Genomic DNA, 21,654 nt, shown 5'->3' with positions numbered 1-21,654 from the left:
GCGTTTACCCACTATAGGTATTATCATGGCGACCATAAAAGATGTAGCCCGACTGGCCGGTGTTTCAGTCGCCACCGTTTCTCGCGTCATTAACGATTCGCCAAAAGCCAGCGAAGCGTCCCGGCTGGCGGTGTCCAGCGCAATGGAGTCTCTGAGTTATCACCCTAACGCCAACGCGCGCGCGCTGGCTCAGCAGGCCACGGAAACCCTCGGTCTGGTGGTCGGCGACGTTTCCGATCCTTTTTTCGGCGCGATGGTGAAAGCCGTTGAGCAGGTGGCGTATCACACCGGCAATTTTTTACTGATTGGCAACGGGTATCACAACGAACAAAAAGAGCGTCAGGCTATTGAACAGTTGATTCGTCATCGTTGCGCGGCGTTAGTGGTTCACGCCAAAATGATCCCGGATGCGGATCTGGCCTCATTAATGAAACAAATCCCCGGTATGGTGCTGATTAACCGCATTGTACCGGAGTTTGAGCACCGTTGTGTCGCGCTGGACGATCGCTACGGGGCATGGCTGGCGACCCGACATCTGATCCAGCAAGGTCATACGCGTATTGGGTATATCTGTTCCAATCACACCATCTCCGATGCTGAAGATCGCCTGAGAGGCTATTACGATGCGCTGGCGGAAAGTCATATTCCGGCTAACGATAGGCTGGTAACGTTCGGCGAACCGGACGAAAGCGGCGGTGAGCAGGCAATGACTGAGTTATTAGGTCGCGGCAGAAACTTTACCGCGGTGGCCTGCTATAACGACTCGATGGCGGCTGGCGCAATGGGGGTATTAAATGATAACGGCGTTGGGGTGCCGGGCGAAGTATCGCTCATCGGTTTTGATGACGTTCTGGTCTCACGCTATGTGCGTCCCCGGCTGACCACAATTCGGTACCCCATCGTCACTATGGCGACACAGGCGGCGGAACTGGCGCTGGCGCTGGCGGGGAAATGCCCCACGCCGGAAGTGACTCATGTGTTTAGTCCGACGCTGGTACGCCGACATTCGGTATCAACGCCAGCGGATACCGGACACCTGTCGACAGCCGATTAATTGGGGTAGCATTATGGCGACAATGCTGGATGTTTCCCGCCATGCGGGCGTATCGAAGGCCACCGTCTCACAAGTGCTGAATGGAATGGGGCAGGTGAAAGAAAGTACGCGCCAGAAAGTGTTTATGGCGATGCAGGCGCAGAACTATCGCCCCAACTTACTGGTTCGCTCGCTGGCGAATCGCACCAGCGACAGCATCGGTTCGGTCGTCTCAACGTTCGACGGCTTCTATTTTGGCAGTTTATTGCGCCAGGCGGAATCTCGTTTGAGAACAGGCGTTTGTCAATAATCAGAGCATCTCAAGCGCTAATAGCTCCTCAATGGTCTGGCGACGGCGAATTAGCCGCGCCTGTCCATTGTCAAATAACACTTCCGGCAGTAGCGGGCGGCTGTTGTAATTTGATGACATAGATGCGCCATAAGCGCCGGTATCGTGTAATACGAGGTAATCGCCGGGAGTGACCGCAGGTAATACGCGCGTCTCGACCATCCCCCCCTCCTGCTGCGTAAAAACATCGCCTGATTCGCATAACGGCCCGGCCACCACCGTCTCGACCTTTGGGCCGTTTTCAAGCGAGCGGCCATCTGCCGCCAGCGCCGAAATACGGTGATAGCTACCGTACATCGCCGGGCGCATCAGGTCGTTAAAACCGGCATCCACCAGTACGAAACGGCGGCTTCCCATCTGTTTAACGCTACGTATCTGCGTCACCAGCACGCCTGACTGCGCCACCAGAAAACGTCCGGGTTCGATCTCAAGTTTGACCGCATGTCCCAGATGGCGGGCGATTTGTTCGCGCGCCGCGTTCCACAGACCATAGTAATGACGCGTATCAACGGACTCTTCTCCCTCACGATAAGGAATCGATAGCCCGCCGCCTGCCGAAATGGCTTCTAAATCCTGACCACATTCCAGCACCTGGCGTACCATTGCGCCGCAAACCTGCTTCAGATGACCGTAATCAACGCCAGAACCGATGTGCATATGGATGCCGACAAGTTTCAGTCGGTATTGCCGCATGACCGCCAGCGCCGCCGGAAGATCGCTATGCCAGATGCCATGTTTGCTGTTTTCGCCTCCGGTATTGGTTTTCTGGCTGTGGCCGTGACCAAAACCGGGGTTCAAGCGCAGCCAGACACGATGCCCCGGCGAAACCTGACCAAGCTGCGCCAGCATATCCACCGAGCCGGCATTGACCGGAATACGCAGTTCGCTCACACGCGCCAGCGTGGCGGCGTCAATTACATCGGCGGTAAAAACGATATCATCAGGGCGCGTTTGTGGATCGTATCCCGCAGCCAGCGCACGCTCGATCTCTCCTAATGAAACAGAATCCACCTTTACGCCCTGCGCGCGCATTAAGCGCAAGATATGAATGTTCGAGCAGGCTTTTTGCGCAAAGCGCACGACATCAAACTGCTGTAGGGCGGCTATCTGACGGCGAATAATGCGCGCGTCATATACCCAGACCGGACAGCCGAATTCGGCGGACAATCTGAGCAAATTTTCAGCGTTAAGGTCGGTTTCAGCGTAATGACGCGGCAATGACATAACAAACTCCGGAACAGGCTTTTTAACGATTACGCCATACTTTAACTGGAATAAAAAATATCGTTTTATCGTCAGTCTATGCAAAAATGATATGGGATAAATGGTTCGGGGAAACGTATGGCTGCCGTTAATTTACGTCACATTGAAATTTTTCACGCCGTAATGACCGCCGGAAATCTCACCGAAGCGGCGCGGCTGCTGCATACCTCGCAGCCTACCGTCAGCCGTGAACTGGCGCGTTTTGAGAAAGTGCTGGGATTAACGCTGTTTGAGCGCACACGCGGGCGCTTACATCCGACGGTGCAAGGGCTACGCCTGTTCGAAGAGGTACAACGCTCCTGGTATGGGTTGGATCGCATCGTCAGCGCGGCGGAAAGCCTGCGCGAATTCCGCCAGGGCGAGCTCTCCATCGCCTGCCTGCCAGTATTTTCACAATCCTTTTTGCCGCCGCTGTTACCGCCTTTTCTGGCGCGTTATCCGGATGTCAGCCTGAATATTGTGCCGCAGGAGTCGCCGTTGCTGGAAGAGTGGCTCTCCGCCCAGCGCCACGATTTGGGACTCACGGAGACGCTTCATCCCCCGGCAGGAACAACCCGTACCGAGCTACTGACGCTGAATGAAGTGTGCGTATTGCCCACTGACCATCCGCTTGCCGCCAAAACCGTACTCATGCCGGACGATTTTCACGGGGAAAACTTTATCAGCCTCTCCCGCCTGGACAGCTATCGACAGTTGTTGGATACGTTATTTACCGAACATCAGGTGAAGCGCAGAATGGTGGTTGAAACACATAGCGCGGCATCCGTCTGCGCGATGGTGCGCGCCGGGGCGGGCGTTTCGATCGTTAACCCGCTGACCGCGCTGGACTATGCCGCCAGCGGCGTAACCGTTAGACGCTTGAGCATTGACGTACCCTTTACCGTCAGCCTGATTCGCCCGCTACACCGCCCCGCCTCCGCGCTGGTTGACGCCTTCAGTAAGCATTTACAAACGCATCTTTCACGCCTGGTTGAACCACTGGAGACTATTCTGGGGCCGATGACGAAAGCATAAATGTCACGGCATCTGCGGCATGAATTGCCGTAGTATCAAAAACCGGTAGCGCACTTTGCGCCTGGGGCACCAACAGTCCTATTTCCGTACAGCCAAAAATCACGCCCTGCGCTCCTTGCGCCGCCAGTTGTTCGATAACCCGTAAATAATAGTGGCGCGACGCGTCAGTGAACTCCCCCCTGGCAGAGCTCGTCAAAAATCACCTGATTGATTTGCGCCCGATCGTCCGCCTCTGGCACCACGGTCTCAATCGCAAATTGTTGCTCCAGCCGCCCGCGATAAAAATCCTGTTCCATCGTATAGCGAGTCCCCAATAGCGCCACGCGACGTAACCCCTGACGAGCGATAGCTCGCCCGGTAGCATCCGCGATGTGCAAAAAGGGCAGCGAACAACGAGATTCAATAATGCGCGCGATTTTATGCATGGTATTGGTACATAACACAATGCCTTCTGCGCCAGCCTGTTGTAATCCCTGCGCGGCCTGCGCCAGGATATTGCCCGCTTTATCCCATTCACCGCGGCATTGACACATTTCTATATCGTGAAAATCTACGCTATGCAGTAATAAGCTCGCCGAGTGCAGGCCCCCCAGTTGCTGTTTAATCCCTTCATTGATGAGGCGGTAATAAGGAATAGTCGATTCTCAGCTCATACCGCCCAATAGCCCGATCGTTTTCACTGCGTTCTCCTTTTTTAAAGCATTATGGCAGTGAAGCAAACTTACGCATCCGTTTCCAGTCTGTTTTTATCGTGCCGGATAACAGGCGTATCCGGCAACTGAAGGGAAACTACACACCAATATTTTTTAGCTTCTCACCCGCCATCAATTTGCGTTCGATGTGCTCCAGGGTAACGTTTTTCGTTTCCGGGACCAGCCAGAAAGTGATGCCGATAAAAGCGACATTTAGCGCGGTGTAGAGCCAGAACGTACCCGCCGCGCCAATGCTGTCCAGCAGGGTCAGGAATGTCGCGCCGATTACCATGTTCGATACCCAGTTTGTCGTGGTTGAACAAGTAATGCCAAAGTCACGACATTTCAGCGGCTGGATTTCCGAACACAGAATCCACACCACCGGAGCGGCGCTCATCGCGTAACCAGCGATACACATCATCGTCATCCCAACGGAAAGCCAGGAGAGACCGCTTGACGCCGTACCATTATCAAATTGCATCAGGCAGTAGCCCAGCACTAACGTCCCTAACGCCATTACGCTGAAACCGATTTTTAACGCCGGTTTGCGTCCGGCTTTATCCACCGTAAAAACGGCGATAAAAGTCGCGAACATAAAGGTCAGTCCGACCACCAGCGTGGCGATCATTTGCTGTTCCGTGGTGGTAAAGCCAGCCATTTTAAAAATGCGCGGCGCATAGTACATAATGATGTTCATGCCGGTGAACTGCTGCATTGCCTGTAGCAGCATACCGAGGAACACGGCGCGGCGAACATGACGATTAGCTTTAAATAATGACCACCCTCCCTGTTTGAGCTTGAGACTTTCCCGGATTTCATTGAGTTCATCACGGGCTTTTTCCGAGGTATCGCGCAACATACGCAGCACCTCTTCCGCTTCGATATGGCGACCTTTTTGCGCCAGCCAGCGCGGACTATTAGGCAGGAATACCACCAGAATAATTAGCAATACCGCAGGCAGCGCCAGCACGCCCAGCATTGCGCGCCAGTTGCCGCTGTAGCTGAACGCCGTATCGGATAAAAAAGCCAGCACAATGCCCAACGTCACCATCAATTGATACATACTGATCATTTTGCCGCGAACATTTTCACTCGCCATTTCAGAGAGATAAAGCGGCGCGGTATAGGACGCAATCCCTACGGCTACGCCCAGTATCACGCGGGCGCCAATCAATACCTCCACGCTGGAAGCAAACGCCGATCCCAGCGAGCCGACCACAAACAAAATCGCGCCGGCCATCAGGCTATACTTACGCCCAAGCCGGAATGAGAGCCAGCCATTAAATAAGGCGCCAATCGCCGCGCCAAGCATCATGCTGCTGACGACCCACTCCTGCAACCGACTGGTCAGCACGAAATGGTCGGTAATAAAAGGCAGCGCCCCGGCGATAACGCCAATATCCAGACCAAATAACAGTCCCGCTACCGCCGCAGAAACCGAAACAAACATATTCATACGTCGTGTGTCGCGAAGCGAACGCGGCGTTAAAGCAGAGTCATGATTAATAGAGACCATTTTTCCTGCCACAACAGAGTAAGACATAGTCTGAAATTACGGGATACTCTCCCTCAAGTGTCAGGCCGGAAACGGCATAAATATGGATTAAATGGCTACGCTATAGCGATATGTGATGGATATTACACTTTTAAAATTTAACACTACTCTCATATGTTTTTTAAATTACTAATATTTCAGCGAATTAAAGTATTTATTATGACTATTAATTAACGACATATGGATTAATTTAAAACCTCAATATGGACTATGCTAATGAGATCATAAAAAACCCTGCCGAAGGCAGGGTGAAATTGCTGACAGACTCGAATTCATTTTGCCCGATGCGGCCTATAACATCACCCATGAGCATAGGCCTGATAAGCAAGGCGTCATCAGGCATTGCAGCGGTTATCCTCAGTTTCGAACCTCGTCCGTTTTTAGCAACTAAAAAACCGATTTTTCTCAGAAACTCATCTGGACTGCGTGGATTAACGCGCCAGCCAACCGCCATCTACCGCTACGGTATAGCCGTTGATATAATCAGCGGCGCTGGATGCCAGGAAAACCACTGGGCCCATTAAATCATCCGGCAGTCCCCAACGTCCAGCCGGAATACGGTCGAGAATTTCGGCGCTACGTTGTTCATCTGCGCGTAATTGCTGGGTATTATTGGTCGCCATATAGCCCGGCGCGATAGCGTTCACATTGATATTGTGTTTCGCCCACTCGTTCGCCATCAGGCGCGTTATTCCCATTACGCCGCTTTTCGACGCGGTGTAAGACGGAACGCGAATACCGCCCTGGAAGGAGAGCATAGAGGCGATATTAATAATTTTGCCGCCGTTGCCCTGAGCAATAAAATGTTTTGCCGCCGCCTGAGACATAAAGAATACGCTCTTAATGTTCAGATTCATGACGTCATCCCAGTCTTTTTCCGTGAAATCAATCGCATCTTCACGACGGATCAAGCCCGCGTTATTCACCAGAATATCAATATGACCGTATTCCGCTACCGCACGTTCCAGTAGCGCCGGAATACCATCAATTTGACGCAGATCGGCCGTCAGGCTTAAAAAACGGCGTCCCAGAGCGGTGACGCGCGCGATGGTTTCCGTCGGCTCAACGATGTTAATTCCAACAATGTCACAGCCCGCTTCCGCCAGCCCTAACGCCATACCCTGGCCCAGCCCGGTATCGCAACCTGTAACAACCGCGACTTTACCTTCAAGAGAAAATGCATTCAAAATCATTGTTAATCCTTATTTTGTCATGCCTGTCACGGACAGGCGTTATCACCAGTCGCGACTAGCGCAGATCTTTTACTGCAACGTGATCCATGTCATCGAAGACCTGGTTTTCCCCCACCATGCCCCAAATAAACGTATAGGCTTTGGTGCCAACGCCGGAATGTATTGACCAGCTTGGTGAGATCACCGCCTGTTCATTACACATCACAATATGACGGGTTTCCTGAGGCTGCCCCATCATATGGAAGACGCAACTGTCCTCTTCCATATTGAAATAGAAGTAAACTTCCATACGGCGCTCATGGGTATGACATGGCATGGTGTTCCATAGATTGCCGGGCGCCAGTTCGGTGAGCCCCATACTGAGCTGACAGGTTTCCAGCACATCCGGAACGAAGTACTTATTAATAGTGCGACGGTTACTGGTGAGGTTATCGCCTAAGGTGACGGGCGCAACGTCGGCAGGCGTCACTTTTTTCGTCGGATAAGCGGTATGCGCTGGCGCGCAGTTGTAGTAAAACTTCGCCGGTCTGCTCGACTCATTGCTGGCGAAGACCAGCTCTTTCGCCCCTTTGCCAATATACAGAGCATCGCGATGACCGATGTCATAGCGCTGCCCGTCAACGATAATGACGCCCGCGCCGCCAATATTAATAACGCCCAGCTCGCGGCGGTCCAGTAACCGGGAGACGCCAAGCTGTTTTCCCACTTCCCCCCCGATTTCAACGGTATGGCTGACGGGCATAATGCCGCCGACAATAATGCGGTCAATATGGCTGTAGACCATCGTATATTCATCAGCGACAAAAATGTTTTCTATCAAAAACTCGCGTCGTAGCGCTTGGGTGTCCAGCGTCTTAGCGTGCTCGCTATGGATACTTTGCCTTACGTCCACCTTCCCCTCCATTGATAAACCGATCGCGACGACAAAAATCAAAACGACGTTTTGATTTATTTAACGGCATAATAGTCGTCTGGATGAAGCTTTTCAACAATAAATAAAACAACGTTTCATTTTTGTGAGTGGTTATTTTTAAAACTGCCGTAGCGATCACGATCGGCGCTAAAACTTACGCTTTTCTCTGCTTTTCAGACATGCGCGCCAGACGCTGTACATCAGCAATGACTTTTCTTTTAAGTAAATGATTAATCAAGCAAAATAAAATACAGCTTTGATAAAAATGAGCGCTTTTTTAGCGCTGGATGTGATTTGCGAAATGAACTAAAGGCGGTACGCCTCAGGCGCGCCTGCAATACCCGTTACAACGAAATATGTGTTTCTGTAACTGGCTTTGCCCTCTTGATTGAGGGCTTTTTTATGACGGGAATACTGAAGAAGGAAAAGAATGGCTAACGCAGGATCAGTCGCGTTCAATGGTTAAAGCAACTCCCTGACCGCCGCCTATACAAAGCGTCGCCAGGCCTTTTCGCGCGTCGCGTTTAACCATTTCATGCACCAGTGAGACCAGAATTCGACAGCCGGAAGCGCCAATGGGATGCCCCAGCGCAATCGCGCCTCCGTTAACGTTTACCCGCCGCTCATCCCATTCCAGCATTTTTCCTACCGACAACGCCTGGGCGGCAAACGCTTCGTTAGCTTCGATAAGATCGACATCCGCCAACTGCCAGCCTGCACGCTCCAGACAACGCCGGGTGGCATATACTGGCGCAATCCCCATCAGCGCAGGATCGACGCCGACGCTGGCAAACGCGCGGATGCGCGCCAACACTGGCAACCCCAGAGCCTGGGCTTTCGCCTCGCTCATCATCATCACGGCGGCGGCGCCATCGTTGATTGAGGAGGCATTACCCGCCGTCACCGAACCTAAACTATCAAACGCCGGATGCAGCAGGGCTAACCCCTCCGCGCTGGCGTCGGCCCGCGGTTGTTCATCAGTATCGACAATCACGGTCTGCCCGTTACGTTGCGTGACGACGGGGACAATCTCATCTTTAAAACGTCCGGTATCGATCGCAGCCCTGGCCTTTTGCTGCGAGCTGAGCGCATAGGCATCCTGTAATTCACGGCTGATGCCATATTCCCGCGCCAGGTTTTCTGCCGTCACGCCAATGTGATAATCGTTGAAAGCATCCCATAAGCCATCATGCACCAGGCTATCCACCAGATTGTCGGCATTAGGCAACGCGCCAGTGCGGCTGTCATTTAGGACATGCGGCGCACGGCTCATATTCTCCTGCCCGCCCGCGATAACAATGTCCGCCTCACCGCACTGAATCGCCTGCGTCGCCAGGTGCAACGCTTTTAAACCGGAACCACAAACGTCATTAATGGTAATAGCGGATACGGTATTAGGCAGCCCTCCTTTGATGGCTGACTGGCGTGCCGGATTCTGCCCGGCGCCAGCCGTCAGCACCTGACCGAGGATGACCTCGTCGATAGCATTAACATCCACGCCTGTGCGATCAATTAACGCTTTGACTACCATACTCCCCAGTTCGACGGCGGAATGACGGGCCAGCGTTCCTTGAAAACAGCCGATAGGTGTCCGTAAGGCCCCCACTATCACAACCTCTTTCATTCCCACCTCAGCGCAAAAAGACACCGCCATAGTAGAGTATTGTTAAAATTAGTTATCTTGATTGTTTAAAAAAAGTGATTTTTATCACAAAGGAAATGAAGTTAATTTGACGGTGACGCAGCTTATTTCTGCTGCAGATGATACCGAAGCCAGTTACCTGCCGTTCCGGGCGGCGACTTTTTGTTCCACAACAAATCAATAGCAATCGCCCTCGGCCAGCCAGGAACATCCTGTTGCGTCAGCGTTTTTCCCGCCGTAAACTCCTCCACCAGCGCGCAGGGCAACACGCACCAGCCTAATCACTGAACCGCCATGCTCAACAGCAATAGATAATTCGGCACCGACCAGGCCGGGCCGCGTGTCACGTTGGCGTTAGATTCAAGGTAGGTATTCAGACACAGCTCACGCCAGGTATGCAGTTGCTCCCACTGTAGGTTCGTCTGTGACGCCAGCGGATACGTGGCCGCTACATAAACGCCCATCCAGTTTTGAATAAGCGTCGATGTCTGTGGGATAGTCTTCACGCGCTTCAATCAAGCCAACCTGGGCACGCCCCTTTTGCAGCAGGTCGATGACATCATCATTTTCTCCAATCAAGCACTCAAACCCGGTATGCGGGAATTGACGCCAACAGCGCGTTACCACATGATATTGCTCTTTTTTGCCTGGTTCGCAACGGTTCCTGTCCCCTTAGCCCGCGGCATCCGCCTGCTTAAAATGCCCACAATTAGCGCCATTTATGGTAAATTGCGCTTCTTTTTGTGTGTTTTATAGTTGATAAATTCAAATAATGTCTAAAATTTGGTCAAAAGATGAGACTCTCTGGAGTTTTGCATTATACGGAACGGCTGTAGGCGCAGGCACCCTTTTCCTTCCCATTCAGTTGGGATCAGCAGGCGCAATTGTACTATTTATTACCGCGCTGGTCGCCTGGCCTCTAACATACTGGCCGCATAAAGCGCTGTGTCAGTTTATTCTTTCCTCAAAAACCTCTACAGGTGAGGGAATTACTGGCGCCGTTACTCATTATTACGGCAAGAAAATCGGCAGCATTATTACCGCGCTTTATTTCATTGCGTTTTTTGTGGTGGTATTAATTTATGCTGTAGCTATTACCAATTCCCTGACAGAACAATTAGCGAAGCATATTCAGATAGATATTCGCATCCGGATGTTAGTCAGCTTCGGCGTAGTACTTATCCTGAATATGATTTTTTTAATGGGAAGACATGCCACTATTCGCGTAATGGGTTTTCTGGTCTTTCCGCTTATCGCTTACTTCTTGTTTCTTTCGCTCTATTTAACCGGAAGTTGGCAACCCTCGTTACTGACCGGGCAAATGTCTTTTGATAATCACACACTGCACCAAATATGGATTTCTATTCCAGTGATGGTTTTTGCTTTTAGCCATACACCCATTATTTCGACGTTTGCCATCGACAGACGGGAAAATTTTGGTGAGCAGGCCATGGGTAAATGCAAAAAGATCATGAAGGTCGCCTACCTGATTATCTGCCTGAGCGTGCTGTTCTTTGTTTTTAGCTGCCTGCTTTCCATTCCGCCGTCATACATTGAAGACGCTCGCAACGAGGGTGTTACCATCCTTTCCGCGCTCTCGATGATGCCCAATGCGCCGACCTGGCTCTCTATTTCTGGTATTATCGTTGCCGTCGTAGCCATGTCGAAATCTTTCCTCGGCACCTACTTCGGCGTCATTGAGGGCGCAACCGAAATGGTAAGAACCACCTTACGGCAGGTCGGCGTGAAAAAAAGCCGGGCGTTCAATCGCGCACTGTCTATCATGCTGGTTTCCGGAATAACGTTTATTATTTGCTGTATTAACCCGAATGCCATTTCTATGATTTATGCCATTAGCGGCCCGCTTATTGCGATGATCCTATTTATTATGCCCACGTTGTCAACGTACTTGATACCGGCATTGAAACCCTATCGAACAGCGGGTAATTTCATTACATTGGTAGTCGGTTTACTTTGCGTATCGGTGATGTTTTTCGGCTAAAGTAACAGATAGCCGGGATAGTACTCCCGGCTATTTAATATAAGAATCCAGCACCTTTAATATTACGTCCAGATCTTCTTCACGTCTGGCTTCATCGCCCTGATGCACGATATGTTCGGTCAGATGCCCTTTAATCACCTCGCGCATTAATCCATTTACTGCGCCGCGAATCGCAGCGATCTGCTGTAACACTACCGCGCATTCATGCGGTTCATCCAGCATTTTTTTTAGCGCTATCACCTGTCCCTGAATCTTGCTGGTCCTGGCTTTCAGCTTTTGTTTGTCCCGGATGGTATGTGACATAGCAACACCTTACTAACATTAATGAATAAAAATTATACCATTACCACGCTACTGGGGGTAGTATTCTATACTAGGGGGGAGTAAAATGGCGGTCACATAAAACAATTAAGAATCATTCTCATGGGTGAATTTTCGACACTTCTTCAGCAAGGAAACGGCTGGTTCTTCATCCCCAGCGCCATTTTATTAGGCATTTTGCATGGGCTTGAACCCGGGCATTCCAAAACCATGATGGCGGCCTTTATCATTGCCATTAAAGGTACGATTAAACAGGCATTCATGCTCGGCCTGGCGGCTACGCTTTCTCATACAGCAGTCGTCTGGTTAATTGCGCTGGGCGGAATGTATCTTAGCCGGGCATACACCGCGGAATCAGTGGAACCATGGCTGCAGCTAATATCTGCAATCATTATTCTGGGCACCGCGTGCTGGATGTTCTGGCGGACATGGCGAGGCGAGCAGCAGTGGCTGACGGGAAGCCACCACGACCACGACCACGACCACGACCACGACCACGACCACGACCACGACCACGACCATCATGGTCACACATATCCGGAAGGCGCAATGTCAAAAGCGTATCAGGATGCCCATGAACGCGCCCACGCTGCCGATATTCAACACCGTTTTCATGGTCAAAAAGTGACAAATGAACAGATCCTGCTGTTCGGCCTGACCGGAGGGCTTATCCCCTGCCCGGCCGCGATCACCGTTTTACTGATTTGTATCCAGCTCCAGGCGCTTACGCTGGGCGCCACGATGGTGCTGTGCTTTAGTCTTGGCCTGGCATTAACGCTGGTTGCGGTAGGCGTTGGCGCGGCGATAAGCGTTCAACAGGCAGTAAAGCGATGGAATGGTTTTACGACGCTTGCCCGTCGGGCCCCCTATTTTTCGAGCATTCTGATTGGTCTGGTCGGCCTATACATGGGGATTCATGGCTACACCGGGATTATGCAGTAAATACGTAATACACCTGCTCAGGTCGTATCATTCTTCTGGCGTATTTGCGCGTCGCTCCGGCTGATTGCCGTTTACCACCGACTCTGCTGGGCTATTTTTCCAGACATTCAGACAGCTTAAGTTTACGTATTTGAGATTAACCCGTGTGTTGCATCGTTGGTGTTAGCAGGGAGCTGGAAAAAGCGAAAGAAAGATCAATATCCTTTTTTATCAACCTGAAAATGGCCTAACATCCAATGCTTTTCAGTAGCAAGTGCTTTATCGTTTCTGACCTATCAACTTCATCATAACCCCGAAGAAATACTGCACCTATAATCCGATCGGTAAGAATCTGCGTGTTAATGCGCATGTTTCTACCGTCAGGGCAACCTGTCTCCGGCCTTTTGCACAAAATGAGCATAATGTATAAGATTTTTCCGCTAATATGGCAGACGTCAACGGGAGATGAGTTATGAAAAAAAAATAGTGCAGCATTTTGTAAGATGGATTGAGGATCACATTGAAGAGGATAAAACAATTGATGATTTAGTTAATTATACCGGATACAGCCGCAGAGCGGTTCAGCTAATGTTTAAAAAGGAGTATGGTGTACCGGTCGGGACTTATATGCGGCAGAGAAAAATGTGCCGGGCGGCAACACTTCTGCGCTTGACAAAACTCAGCGTTATTGAAATTGCCCATCGAGTCCATTTTAGTGGCACTCAAAACTTTGGCAGGGCATTTAAGCATGCATTTAATATGACCCCGACAGAGTACAGAAATTTACCTTCATGGGATTTATCTTTACTCGTACCAGCTATTAATATTGATAACTGTTGGAACGTTGATAGCTGTATAGTTGAGCGTTCTGGAATATATGTTAGTGGTGACGAATGTTTTTATCAACAAAAAATCTTGCGTACTCCAACATTAGAATCGAAAAGAAACCGATTAAAAAAAATACGGCATTATTCTGAATTATATAAAACTAATATTGTTATTGCGTCAAATTTTTTACCACCGAAAAATCGGTATTCAGCGATTCGTGATGTCATTGATATTACTATGTTATCGGGTGTCGAAGTAGAGAAAAACACTGCAAAAAACGATACCTTTTACGTAGAAGGCGGACGATATATTAAATTTGTATTTAATGGAAAGTGGAGTGATTACTCAAAATTCAGCCACTATATTTATATGAATATTTTACCAAAAACAAAACTACATCGGCGGAGTGGCGCAGATATAGAACTCTTTCATTATACAACCAATTTCTATGATGACGACCCAAAGTTTATATGTGATTATTTTATTCCAGTAGATTAACCAGCTCTTCAAGTCTATGTGTGCGGAAAATTTTCGCTCAAGGAATATATAATTAAACCATTTATCATCATGCGAATAGATTTCATTATAAAACTCACAGCTAAAATAATAAACTTTAATATTAATAAGTATAATAACAATGTGATCATATGGTGTGTGAGCGGCCTGATATCTGAAATGGTTACGAACGTTTCGAAGAAACGCGATATAAGACCACGGATACGTTATCTGCTACACCCTTTAACAGAGATAATGAATAGTCAATGAATACAAACAGCTTCAGTTTTAACGGATTTACTAGCTTCACAGGTATGCTGACGGTTTGGCTTATGACCTGGTATATGACTAGCGGGTTACAAAACTATTACTAATCGTATTTTTCAGCATTTATTATTTCATAGCGCTGAATGATTCAGGATAATTTTATGTAAAATAGTTTTTCTGGTATGGTTAATGCTCTTTGTAAATTTCACTCTAAAAACATAACCATATGAATATATCAGCATAGAGGAGATTTTTTGATACACATAGTGATTTAGAGTTTACCTCCATTTCGGATTATATCAGGTATAACCTTTTTATTATTACTGATTTTCGTATATTGGTAATATTTTTTAGCAAGACATTCGTAATAAATAAGGCTTTAGAACTTGTGAAATTAAAATTTTTTGGTTTTATCTCCAGTGCTCTGTATTACCACACCGCAGTATTTGCGGCGGATTATAATCGCAATATAATAGACTATCACCAGATATTGACCAATGGCGACTCTGTTACAAACAGTACGGTTGTGTCATCCGGTCGGCTTACTCTCTATAGTGGTGCAAAAAGTAATGGTATAAATATTGAATCTGATGGCATTATGGAGGTAAATAAAAATGCGACGGATAAGTCATCCATTATCCATACAGGTGGAATTCAGTATGTCGATGGTTTTTCATTAAATACAACCATTTACGGCGAGCAAAAAATATCAGGATCGGTAGAAGGCACCCTTATTAAAGGGGGATATCAGTCTGTTTATGGTTCAGCGCAGGCAATAAATACAACATTAAGTAATGGTGGTGTTCAATATGTGGCCGGCATTGCTAAAGATACGATAATTGAGTCCGGACAGCAATATATTCAGTCAGGAGGCAAAGGCAGTGATACCACTATTAATAATGGAGGTATTCAGAATGTGGAGGGCGGTTCTGTCACAAACACAACCATTAATGATGGAGGTACCCAAAATGTGACTGGCGGTTCTGTCACAAACACAATTATTAATGATGGAGGTACCCAGAATGTGGATGGCGGTACTGCTACAGACACGACCATTAATTACGGGGGTATTCAGAATGTAAATGGCGGTATTGTCACGAACACGACCATCAATGAGGTAGGAGAGATGTACGCGTGGGGTGGTTCAGTATCGAATACCATCGTTAATGGAGGGTATCTGGATGTTGCAGGTTCATCAACCATTATAAAAAATACCGTTGTGAATAATGGCGGGTATGTCAATGTATTAGATGGAAAGGTAAAAAATGTGGAAGTGTCAGGCCAGAACGCCAGTATCTATATTGGCCCTGCCGGATACAACATAAAGCCCGTTATTTCAGGAGCCATCACCGCTTCGGACAGAGGACATATTTTTTTAGGCTACGGCGCAGACTCATCCGGTGCAGACATCACGCTGAATAGCGACGCCTTCCTGCAGTTAAACAATGCCGGCATGTGTACCACGGATTGCCTGTACACACTGAACAGCCTGGCTCTGTCAGGAGGCCGTGTGCTTCATTCCAACGGAGGCTGGAATACACTGAACTTATCCAGCCTGTCCGGTAATGGCGATTTTTATATGTATACGGAGGTGGCTAGTGGTAAAGGGGATCTTCTGAACGTAACCGGGAATGCGACAGGTGCATTCCGGTTGTTTGTTCAGGACTCCGGAGTCAGTCCGACCTCAGATGACAGCCTGTTGTTGGTCAAAACAGGAGGTGGTGATGCTGTTTTCACCCTCGGAAATAAAGGGGGGATCGTTGAACTGGGTACATGGGAATACAGACTGAAAGAAAATAATAGCGGAAGCTGGTTACTCAGCCCGGAACTGAAACCGGCACCGCAGCCAGACCCGGCGCCACAGCCAGACCCGGCACCACAGCCAGACCCGGCACCACAGCCAGACCCGGCACCACAGCCAGACCCGGCACCACAGCCAGACCCGGCACCGCAGCCAGACCCGGCGCCACAGCCAGACCCGGCGCCACAGCCAGAATTACCGGCTGAGAATATAAAGCGGCGTATTTCGGCATCAACTGCAGCGGTTTTAAATATGGCAGCAGTACAGCCGCTGGTATTTGATGCTGAACTGGAAAATGTACGGGAGCGTCTGCAAGCCAGAAAAATGGCCGGGCGTGACGACTCATTATGGATGACGCAGTACAATACCCGGAATAACGTCTCCACCTCTGCGGGAGCTGAGTTTAAGCAAACGCTTGGCGGTCTGATCATGGGCATTGATCGTCTTTCACAGTATGAAAAGAGTTCGGGTACGCTGGGGGCATTTTTCAGCTATTCACACTCGAATATCGACTTTTCGCGCGGTGGCGAAGGTCACGTGGACAGCTATTCCTTCGGCGCTTACGCTGGATTACAGCACGAAAGCGGTTTTTATCTGGATAGCATCGCGAAGGCTAATCTTTTCGACAATCACGTTAAGGGGCGAATGAACAGCGGAGGCGCTGCGGATGGCGATTATCGTACCTGGGGTATTGGGGCCCACCTGGAAAGCGGGATACGATTAAGCAACAATAAATGGAGCGCGACACCATATATGGCATTTACCGGTTTTACGGGCAGCGCCCAGAAATATGCCCTTTCTAACGGTATGCAGGCTGACGTGGATACTACGCATATGCTAAGAGCAGAGGCAGGCTTGGGTATGGATTATCGCCTGATACTGAGCAATGGGGGTGAACTACAGCCATGGCTGAAAATTTCTGTACGACAGGAGTTGGCTGATAATAATCAGGTAACTATCAATAACAGGGACCGTTTTAATAATGATCTTTCCGGCATGAGAGGTGTATTTCAGACTGGGGTACACGCAAAAATTACGGATAATCTGACAGGGCATCTGAGCGCCGCTTACGGGGATGGGGCCGGGGTACAGTTCCCCTGGCGGGTGACGGCAGGCATGTCATGGTCGTTCTGAAATGATGCTCGGGGCGGCATTCTACCCGCCCCGTCGCATAATATGGGCGGCCTCCAGACACGTTACCTCGGATAAATATCTGGCATAAATCCAGGTTATGTAAGTTTAGCCCGGTACTGTGGCCATCTACTGTACCTGGAAGTAATAGTATCGAGTTTCATTCCAGAAGCCTTTTACTTATCATACTATTATAAAAGGTCATACATTCACTGTTCCGCCTGAATGATAGTCTGTAGTTTATTCCACTACACCACAGGCAAAACGTGCCCCACCGCCACCCAGTTTAGCCGGAGTGTCAGAGTAATTATCCCCGCCAGCATGGATCATCAGAGAGTGTCCCTTCAGTTCCGACAGAGATTTCAGGCGGGGAGCCAACAGTTCGTAGGTCGCGGTTCCATCTGCATTTACCACCAGTCCAGGTAAATCGCCCAGGTGTCCTTTATCATTATAAGGCCCCATGTGCTTGCCTGTTTTTCCCGGATCGAGATGCCCGCCCGCCTTCAACGCAGGGACTTCTTTACCATTTTCAAGCTCCGGCAAACAGCTTGGGTTAGTATGCACATGGAAACCATGTATCCCGGGAGCAAGGCCAGACAGATGTGGCTGAAACAGTAAACCATAAGGTGTTTCTGTTACGGTAATCTCCCCGAGCGCCTTTCCGCTTCCAGAAGGCAACACTTCATTCATCGGAATCTTCATTGAAGCAGCCGACGCGACTCCAGCCACAAAAAAACCGGCGAATATAAATGTGCTGATGCTTTTTTTCATTTCATTCCCCTCCTGTTATATACACCCTATAGTTAACGTTCTTAGCCTGAAAATTCCATTATATTTTTGTAATCTTTGCGCCAGATATGCCCGGGACCAGACGGCCTGTCAGGGTATAATGACGTAGTCGACGGATGCGGGTTACTGCGGAAAAATAAACGGGGTTCGCTGCAGTAATTCACAAAACCGGGTAACAAACAGCAGTTCCCGTAACCGGTTTCGCATTCCCAACGTCACCAGCAACCGGTATTTGACCTGCCAGATTTGTTTCTCATACGCATTCAGCCTTTCACACAGTGTCGACAACCTTCCTCGTCCACAATAATCCCCCTGAAGCAAACGCAACTGGGCCGGGCTTACCCCACATGCCAGCTATCTCCCGATGTATCAACAGGTCCATATAGTTCATCAGCCGCTTCGAGGCGTTAAATATCGATGGCACTTCCAGAAAACCCGTCTGGGGCCGGAGATAACAGCCCCAGTTCTCCCGTCCCCCACAGGCGTACCCTCCATCCCCGCCGGGTCCGGATAAGTATCTCCGCCAGCGGAGGTGGAACGGGCATACCATGCTTCACATGTTATCGAAGTTATGGCAGCCAAAGTTCCCGGGCTTAATACTCTCCCGGAAAAACGGGGAGGTTCATTTTGTTGTTCGCCTTTCGCTCTCCGGTTATTTTTACCTGATGCCTCACTGGCACGCATATAAGTTAAAATCGTTCTTGATAACAAATTATGAATAAGTCTTTCAAATTATGAGATCTGTTACGCCAGTAAATACCTTTACCTCCAACATCCGGGAGTCCTGATTCACGAAATAAATCCATGGCAGAAACAGCATTTAATAATAAATAAAAACTGACAAGAATAAATATTCACTGATATATCACAGAAACGAAGCCATGTCGGCCTTGTGAATCAACACCTAAGATGCAGTTGCGGAGGCCTGCGATTGAGGATGGTATGCGGCAGTTATCTGACAGTAGCTGCATTATTCAGTGAGTATTCAGGAAACAAAAATGAAGGGAGCGATACTCCCTTCGCAACCATGTCAGAATACGACATTTTGGTGTTCTATTATTTATTATTTTCTGGCTGTGAAGGTTATGCTGTTGGCAGACTGCTCCAGTCAACATAAAAAAATACTGTCTAATAACATTCTGATACAGCTCACTGTTCAGCAAAAGTAAAATATATGCGATACATTTAAGATCCCCCCAAAGCCTCCTATAAGGGCTTCCGCCGTGATGATGTTCAATAGTCAGCGGGAGACCAGCGCAATTCCTGTTTAAGATGCCCAGAACATAACGATAAATATTCTTAACAACCGTTACACAAAGTAACAATACTGTTAACCATTTGTATGCTAATTGTTTTATTTTTATTTATATGCCTTTTTAGCATAATGTTATAACAACAAGGGATAATAATTATGAGTTCAGCTACACATAATACTTCCGCAAAACCTGTGACAGATGTTTATCTCCCGGCAGGCCTGGGATTACTGGCGGTCAGGATTATCCAGGGATTTATTTACTGGGGGGGTGGGAGCCGACGTTTTATTTATGCACCGGATAAACTTAACCCAGATGCACCACACTGGATGGCCTATAAGTTTCAGACGGCAATGCCCGGCGCGCTAATGGGGCTGGAGCATGTAATTTCATTTATGCTCCACCATTTCTGGCTGCTGTATGTCGGCGTAATACTTTTCAGCGCCGCTGAACTGTTCGCCGGACTGTTTCTAATGATAGGTCTGTTCACCCGTATTTCGGCGCTGTTGTCGATGCTTTTTTCCGTATTGCTGATGCTGATGTTTGGCTGGCAGGGGGCAACCTGTATTGATGAATGGACAATGGCTGCCTGTAATCTGGCGATGGGAACCACACTGTTTCTTTGCGGGTCACACAGCTATGCCCTGGACAACGTGATCCTAAAGAGAAAACCTCATTTGGCTGACAGTCGAATTTTCCGGTGGTGCTGTGGTTCGCTGTCTGTACCGCTAACCCCGGCCGGTTATAAAAAACTGGCGCTATGGCTATTAGCTTTCGTGGTAGTTTTTGATGTAGGGACTTACAGTTACTATCGTGGCTCAGTGGTCACGCCATACCATCATGGCCCTGTTAGTCCTACCACACATCATATCCGCCTGACTGAAGGGAAATTGTTCCCTGATGGCCGGATTCATGTTCATGCTTACCTGGACGCAGGGACGCCTGAGGCACCGGAACATATCATGGAGGCATGGCTGAAAGATGCTGATGGTACAGATCTTGTTCACTGGGACACCACCATGCTGTCGGCATTGCCGACTGATAGTTTCCGGAACGATTATGCCTACAATAAATTCACTCCTGGCCACTACGGCATACAGGCTATTGTCGGTTCAGCCGCCACGCTCACCCTTCCAGCCGGAGTCATAAAAAGAGGTAGCGATAGACTGCCAAACGGCCCGGTAACGCTGGTACTGATAGATATGGAAGGACATACGTTCAGCACGCCTCTTGAACGGGTTTCCGAATGATTTCAGACATCAAGCGAATCGACGCAAGGAACCGTACCTACATTGGTATAATACCCTGCTCTTGATATGTTCAACTCATCATCAAAAGCAGGGGTCGATAGCAGATCGTTGGCTGGTAAAACTTATCTCTGGTCCATTGCTTATCTTGAACGTATTGACCTGAGGTTCAGTCACCGCCTGGATAGCCACTTATGAGAAAAGAGCGCTAACCAGAATGATGGTTACATAAGCAACAATAGACTTTGAAAAAGGCAAAATTGCTGTAAAGTTTATTATTCGTGGGCTTTAGCTGACGTTGAGAAAAATTTGTCTGGAGCGGGCGAAGGGAATCGAACAGCCCCCCCCAAGAACCGCGAAAGATCTCAACATTGGTAGTTGATAGCGGAGATTGTAGAGGATCATTCTCATGTCTATCAAGGGTCAATCTTATCTATATTGAAGTGGCACACTGAATTTGGCCACCTGAACAGAGGTGATATGCTCACCTCAGAACAACACAGGTGCTCCAATGAAAAAAAGAAATTTCAGCGCAGAGCTTAAACGCGAATCCGCTCAACTGGTTGTTGACCAGAACTACACGGTGGCAGATGCCGCCAAAGCTATGGATGTCGGCCTTTCCACAATGACAAGATGGGTCAAACAACTGCGTGATGAGCGTCAGGGCAAAACACCAAAAGCCTCTCCCATTACTCCGGAACAAATTGAAATACGTGAGCTGAGAAAAAACTACAACGTATTGAAATGGATAACGAAATACTAAAAAACTGTCCATGGGGGAAACCCCGTCCTGAGTCTCAGAAACTCCCCGGAAAAGCTGGCAGGCTAATTTAGCGAAGGAAGCAGCCGTCGGCCTTTTGGTGGTATGACCCCGTAAAAAAACATGGTTCAGGGACTGTGGCGGATCCGACAGTGGTGACTTTGTTCCCGTTCAGGAAGGTGATT

At 48.9% G+C, this 21,654-nt stretch carries 16 protein-coding genes and 5 pseudogenes; 10 read left to right on the top strand and 11 right to left on the bottom strand.

The features are described from left to right. The first annotated feature begins 25 nt into the window (after window positions 1-25). Both galR and F4V61_RS18390 read left to right on the top strand, forming a co-directional pair. A complete protein-coding gene (galR, locus tag F4V61_RS18395) occupies window positions 26-1,054 on the top strand; it encodes an HTH-type transcriptional regulator GalR (RefSeq protein WP_000201022.1) in 1,029 nt (342 codons plus the stop codon). A 10-nt stretch (window positions 1,055-1,064) separates the two neighbouring features. Then, window positions 1,065-1,310, top strand: a pseudogene (locus F4V61_RS18390) (LacI family DNA-binding transcriptional regulator); the annotation flags it as partial. A 33-nt stretch (window positions 1,311-1,343) separates the two neighbouring features. On the opposite strand, the gene lysA reads toward F4V61_RS18390, so the two are convergent. Continuing rightward, complete coding sequence (lysA, locus tag F4V61_RS18385; protein ID WP_079828651.1) at window positions 1,344-2,606, bottom strand: diaminopimelate decarboxylase; 1,263 nt, start codon at window positions 2,604-2,606, stop codon at window positions 1,344-1,346. Between the two features lie 117 nt (window positions 2,607-2,723). On the opposite strand from lysA, the gene F4V61_RS18380 reads away from it, so the two are divergent. Further along, window positions 2,724-3,659 (top strand): LysR family transcriptional regulator, encoded by a 936-nt coding sequence (locus F4V61_RS18380; protein WP_000741804.1) that lies wholly within the window; start codon window positions 2,724-2,726, stop codon window positions 3,657-3,659. On the opposite strand, the pseudogene F4V61_RS18375 reads toward F4V61_RS18380, so the two are convergent. From F4V61_RS18375 to F4V61_RS18345, 7 genes and pseudogenes are all read right to left on the bottom strand, one after another. Beyond that, a pseudogene (locus tag F4V61_RS18375) lies at window positions 3,631-4,294 on the bottom strand (aspartate/glutamate racemase). The gene F4V61_RS18380 and the pseudogene F4V61_RS18375 overlap by 29 nt on opposite strands. 154 nt (window positions 4,295-4,448) lie before the next feature. Next, window positions 4,449-5,867 (bottom strand): arabinose-proton symporter AraE, encoded by a 1,419-nt coding sequence (gene araE / locus F4V61_RS18370; RefSeq protein ID WP_000253653.1) that lies wholly within the window; start codon window positions 5,865-5,867, stop codon window positions 4,449-4,451. Window positions 5,868-6,114: 247 nt separating this feature from the next. Then, window positions 6,115-6,360 carry a hypothetical protein gene (locus tag F4V61_RS18365; protein WP_128971925.1) on the bottom strand — a complete coding sequence of 82 codons (246 nt, stop codon included), beginning with the start codon at window positions 6,358-6,360 and terminating at the stop codon, window positions 6,115-6,117. After that, window positions 6,338-7,099 (bottom strand): 2-dehydro-3-deoxy-D-gluconate 5-dehydrogenase KduD, encoded by a 762-nt coding sequence (gene kduD, locus F4V61_RS18360; RefSeq protein WP_000602487.1) that lies wholly within the window; start codon window positions 7,097-7,099, stop codon window positions 6,338-6,340. Before kduD ends, F4V61_RS18365 begins: the two co-directional genes overlap by 23 nt. 55 nt (window positions 7,100-7,154) lie before the next feature. Then, window positions 7,155-7,991, bottom strand: coding sequence for a 5-dehydro-4-deoxy-D-glucuronate isomerase (kduI, locus tag F4V61_RS18355; protein ID WP_058819847.1), 837 nt, complete (start codon window positions 7,989-7,991; stop codon window positions 7,155-7,157). A gap of 466 nt (window positions 7,992-8,457) precedes the next feature. Next, a complete protein-coding gene (locus F4V61_RS18350; RefSeq protein ID WP_079828652.1) occupies window positions 8,458-9,636 on the bottom strand; it encodes an acetyl-CoA C-acetyltransferase in 1,179 nt (392 codons plus the stop codon). Window positions 9,637-9,758: 122 nt separating this feature from the next. After that, window positions 9,759-10,263 (bottom strand): annotated as a pseudogene (locus F4V61_RS18345) (substrate-binding domain-containing protein); the annotation flags it as partial. Between F4V61_RS18345 and F4V61_RS18340 the strand changes: the two are divergent. Both F4V61_RS18340 and F4V61_RS18335 read left to right on the top strand, forming a co-directional pair. Next, on the top strand, window positions 10,195-10,410 hold the full coding sequence (locus F4V61_RS18340; RefSeq protein ID WP_080161222.1) for a hypothetical protein: 216 nt from the start codon (window positions 10,195-10,197) through the stop codon (window positions 10,408-10,410). The pseudogene F4V61_RS18345 and the gene F4V61_RS18340 sit on opposite strands and share 69 nt — an antisense overlap. Before the next feature lie 16 nt (window positions 10,411-10,426). Continuing rightward, a complete protein-coding gene (locus F4V61_RS18335) occupies window positions 10,427-11,656 on the top strand; it encodes an amino acid permease (protein ID WP_012210962.1) in 1,230 nt (409 codons plus the stop codon). A gap of 30 nt (window positions 11,657-11,686) precedes the next feature. On the opposite strand, the gene rcnR is transcribed toward F4V61_RS18335, so the two are convergent. Beyond that, window positions 11,687-11,959, bottom strand: coding sequence for a Ni(II)/Co(II)-binding transcriptional repressor RcnR (gene rcnR, locus F4V61_RS18330; protein ID WP_079782099.1), 273 nt, complete (start codon window positions 11,957-11,959; stop codon window positions 11,687-11,689). 120 nt (window positions 11,960-12,079) lie between these two features. Between rcnR and F4V61_RS18325 the strand changes: the two genes are divergently transcribed. The 3 genes from F4V61_RS18325 to F4V61_RS18315 all read left to right on the top strand — a co-directional run bounded on the left by F4V61_RS18325 (window position 12,080) and on the right by F4V61_RS18315 (window position 17,423). After that, a complete protein-coding gene (locus F4V61_RS18325; RefSeq protein WP_080161223.1) occupies window positions 12,080-12,919 on the top strand; it encodes a nickel/cobalt efflux protein RcnA in 840 nt (279 codons plus the stop codon). A gap of 444 nt (window positions 12,920-13,363) precedes the next feature. Continuing rightward, entirely contained in the window at window positions 13,364-14,224 is an 861-nt protein-coding gene (locus tag F4V61_RS18320; protein WP_000119579.1) for a helix-turn-helix domain-containing protein, read from the top strand. A gap of 652 nt (window positions 14,225-14,876) precedes the next feature. Next, the gene (locus tag F4V61_RS18315) at window positions 14,877-17,423 is read left to right on the top strand and encodes an autotransporter outer membrane beta-barrel domain-containing protein (protein WP_232081998.1); all 2,547 of its coding nucleotides are present in this window, start codon (window positions 14,877-14,879) and stop codon (window positions 17,421-17,423) included. A 237-nt stretch (window positions 17,424-17,660) separates the two neighbouring features. Here the strand turns inward: F4V61_RS18315 and sodC are convergent, their stop codons facing one another. Next, complete coding sequence (gene sodC / locus F4V61_RS18310) at window positions 17,661-18,191, bottom strand: superoxide dismutase family protein (RefSeq protein ID WP_000748438.1); 531 nt, start codon at window positions 18,189-18,191, stop codon at window positions 17,661-17,663. A 141-nt stretch (window positions 18,192-18,332) separates the two neighbouring features. Next, window positions 18,333-18,736 (bottom strand): annotated as a pseudogene (locus F4V61_RS18305) (transcriptional regulator); the annotation flags it as partial. Between the two features lie 884 nt (window positions 18,737-19,620). On the opposite strand from F4V61_RS18305, the gene F4V61_RS18300 reads away from it, so the two are divergent. Together F4V61_RS18300 and F4V61_RS18295 are read left to right on the top strand one after the other, a co-directional pair. Beyond that, on the top strand, window positions 19,621-20,712 hold the full coding sequence (locus F4V61_RS18300; RefSeq protein ID WP_000093039.1) for a TQO small subunit DoxD: 1,092 nt from the start codon (window positions 19,621-19,623) through the stop codon (window positions 20,710-20,712). Between the two features lie 508 nt (window positions 20,713-21,220). Further along, window positions 21,221-21,474 (top strand): annotated as a pseudogene (locus tag F4V61_RS18295) (transposase); the annotation flags it as partial. Window positions 21,475-21,654: the final 180 nt, after the last annotated feature.

The sequence above is a fragment of the Salmonella enterica subsp. arizonae genome, from assembly GCF_008692845.1.
Taxonomy (GTDB): Bacteria; Pseudomonadota; Gammaproteobacteria; order Enterobacterales; family Enterobacteriaceae; genus Salmonella; species Salmonella arizonae.
Note: the sequence above shows the minus strand (reverse complement) of the source record. Positions and strands in the feature narration are given on the sequence as shown.

Bases quoted from the DNA above. Each gene is read 5' to 3' on its own strand.
- galR (WP_000201022.1), top strand. From the start codon at position 26: ATGGCGACCATAAAAGATGTAGCCCGACTGGCCGGTGTTTCAGTCGCC.
- lysA (WP_079828651.1), bottom strand. From the start codon at position 2,606: ATGTCATTGCCGCGTCATTACGCTGAAACCGACCTTAACGCTGAAAAT.
- F4V61_RS18300 (WP_000093039.1), top strand. From the start codon at position 19,621: ATGAGTTCAGCTACACATAATACTTCCGCAAAACCTGTGACAGATGTT.
- F4V61_RS18325 (WP_080161223.1), top strand. From the start codon at position 12,080: ATGGGTGAATTTTCGACACTTCTTCAGCAAGGAAACGGCTGGTTCTTC.
- F4V61_RS18320 (WP_000119579.1), top strand. From the start codon at position 13,364: ATGAGTTATGAAAAAAAAATAGTGCAGCATTTTGTAAGATGGATTGAG.
- F4V61_RS18365 (WP_128971925.1), bottom strand. From the start codon at position 6,360: ATGGCGGTTGGCTGGCGCGTTAATCCACGCAGTCCAGATGAGTTTCTG.
- kduD (WP_000602487.1), bottom strand. From the start codon at position 7,099: ATGATTTTGAATGCATTTTCTCTTGAAGGTAAAGTCGCGGTTGTTACA.
- araE (WP_000253653.1), bottom strand. From the start codon at position 5,867: ATGGTCTCTATTAATCATGACTCTGCTTTAACGCCGCGTTCGCTTCGC.
- F4V61_RS18335 (WP_012210962.1), top strand. From the start codon at position 10,427: ATGTCTAAAATTTGGTCAAAAGATGAGACTCTCTGGAGTTTTGCATTA.
- sodC (WP_000748438.1), bottom strand. From the start codon at position 18,191: ATGAAAAAAAGCATCAGCACATTTATATTCGCCGGTTTTTTTGTGGCT.
- rcnR (WP_079782099.1), bottom strand. From the start codon at position 11,959: ATGTCACATACCATCCGGGACAAACAAAAGCTGAAAGCCAGGACCAGC.
- F4V61_RS18380 (WP_000741804.1), top strand. From the start codon at position 2,724: ATGGCTGCCGTTAATTTACGTCACATTGAAATTTTTCACGCCGTAATG.
- F4V61_RS18350 (WP_079828652.1), bottom strand. From the start codon at position 9,636: ATGAAAGAGGTTGTGATAGTGGGGGCCTTACGGACACCTATCGGCTGT.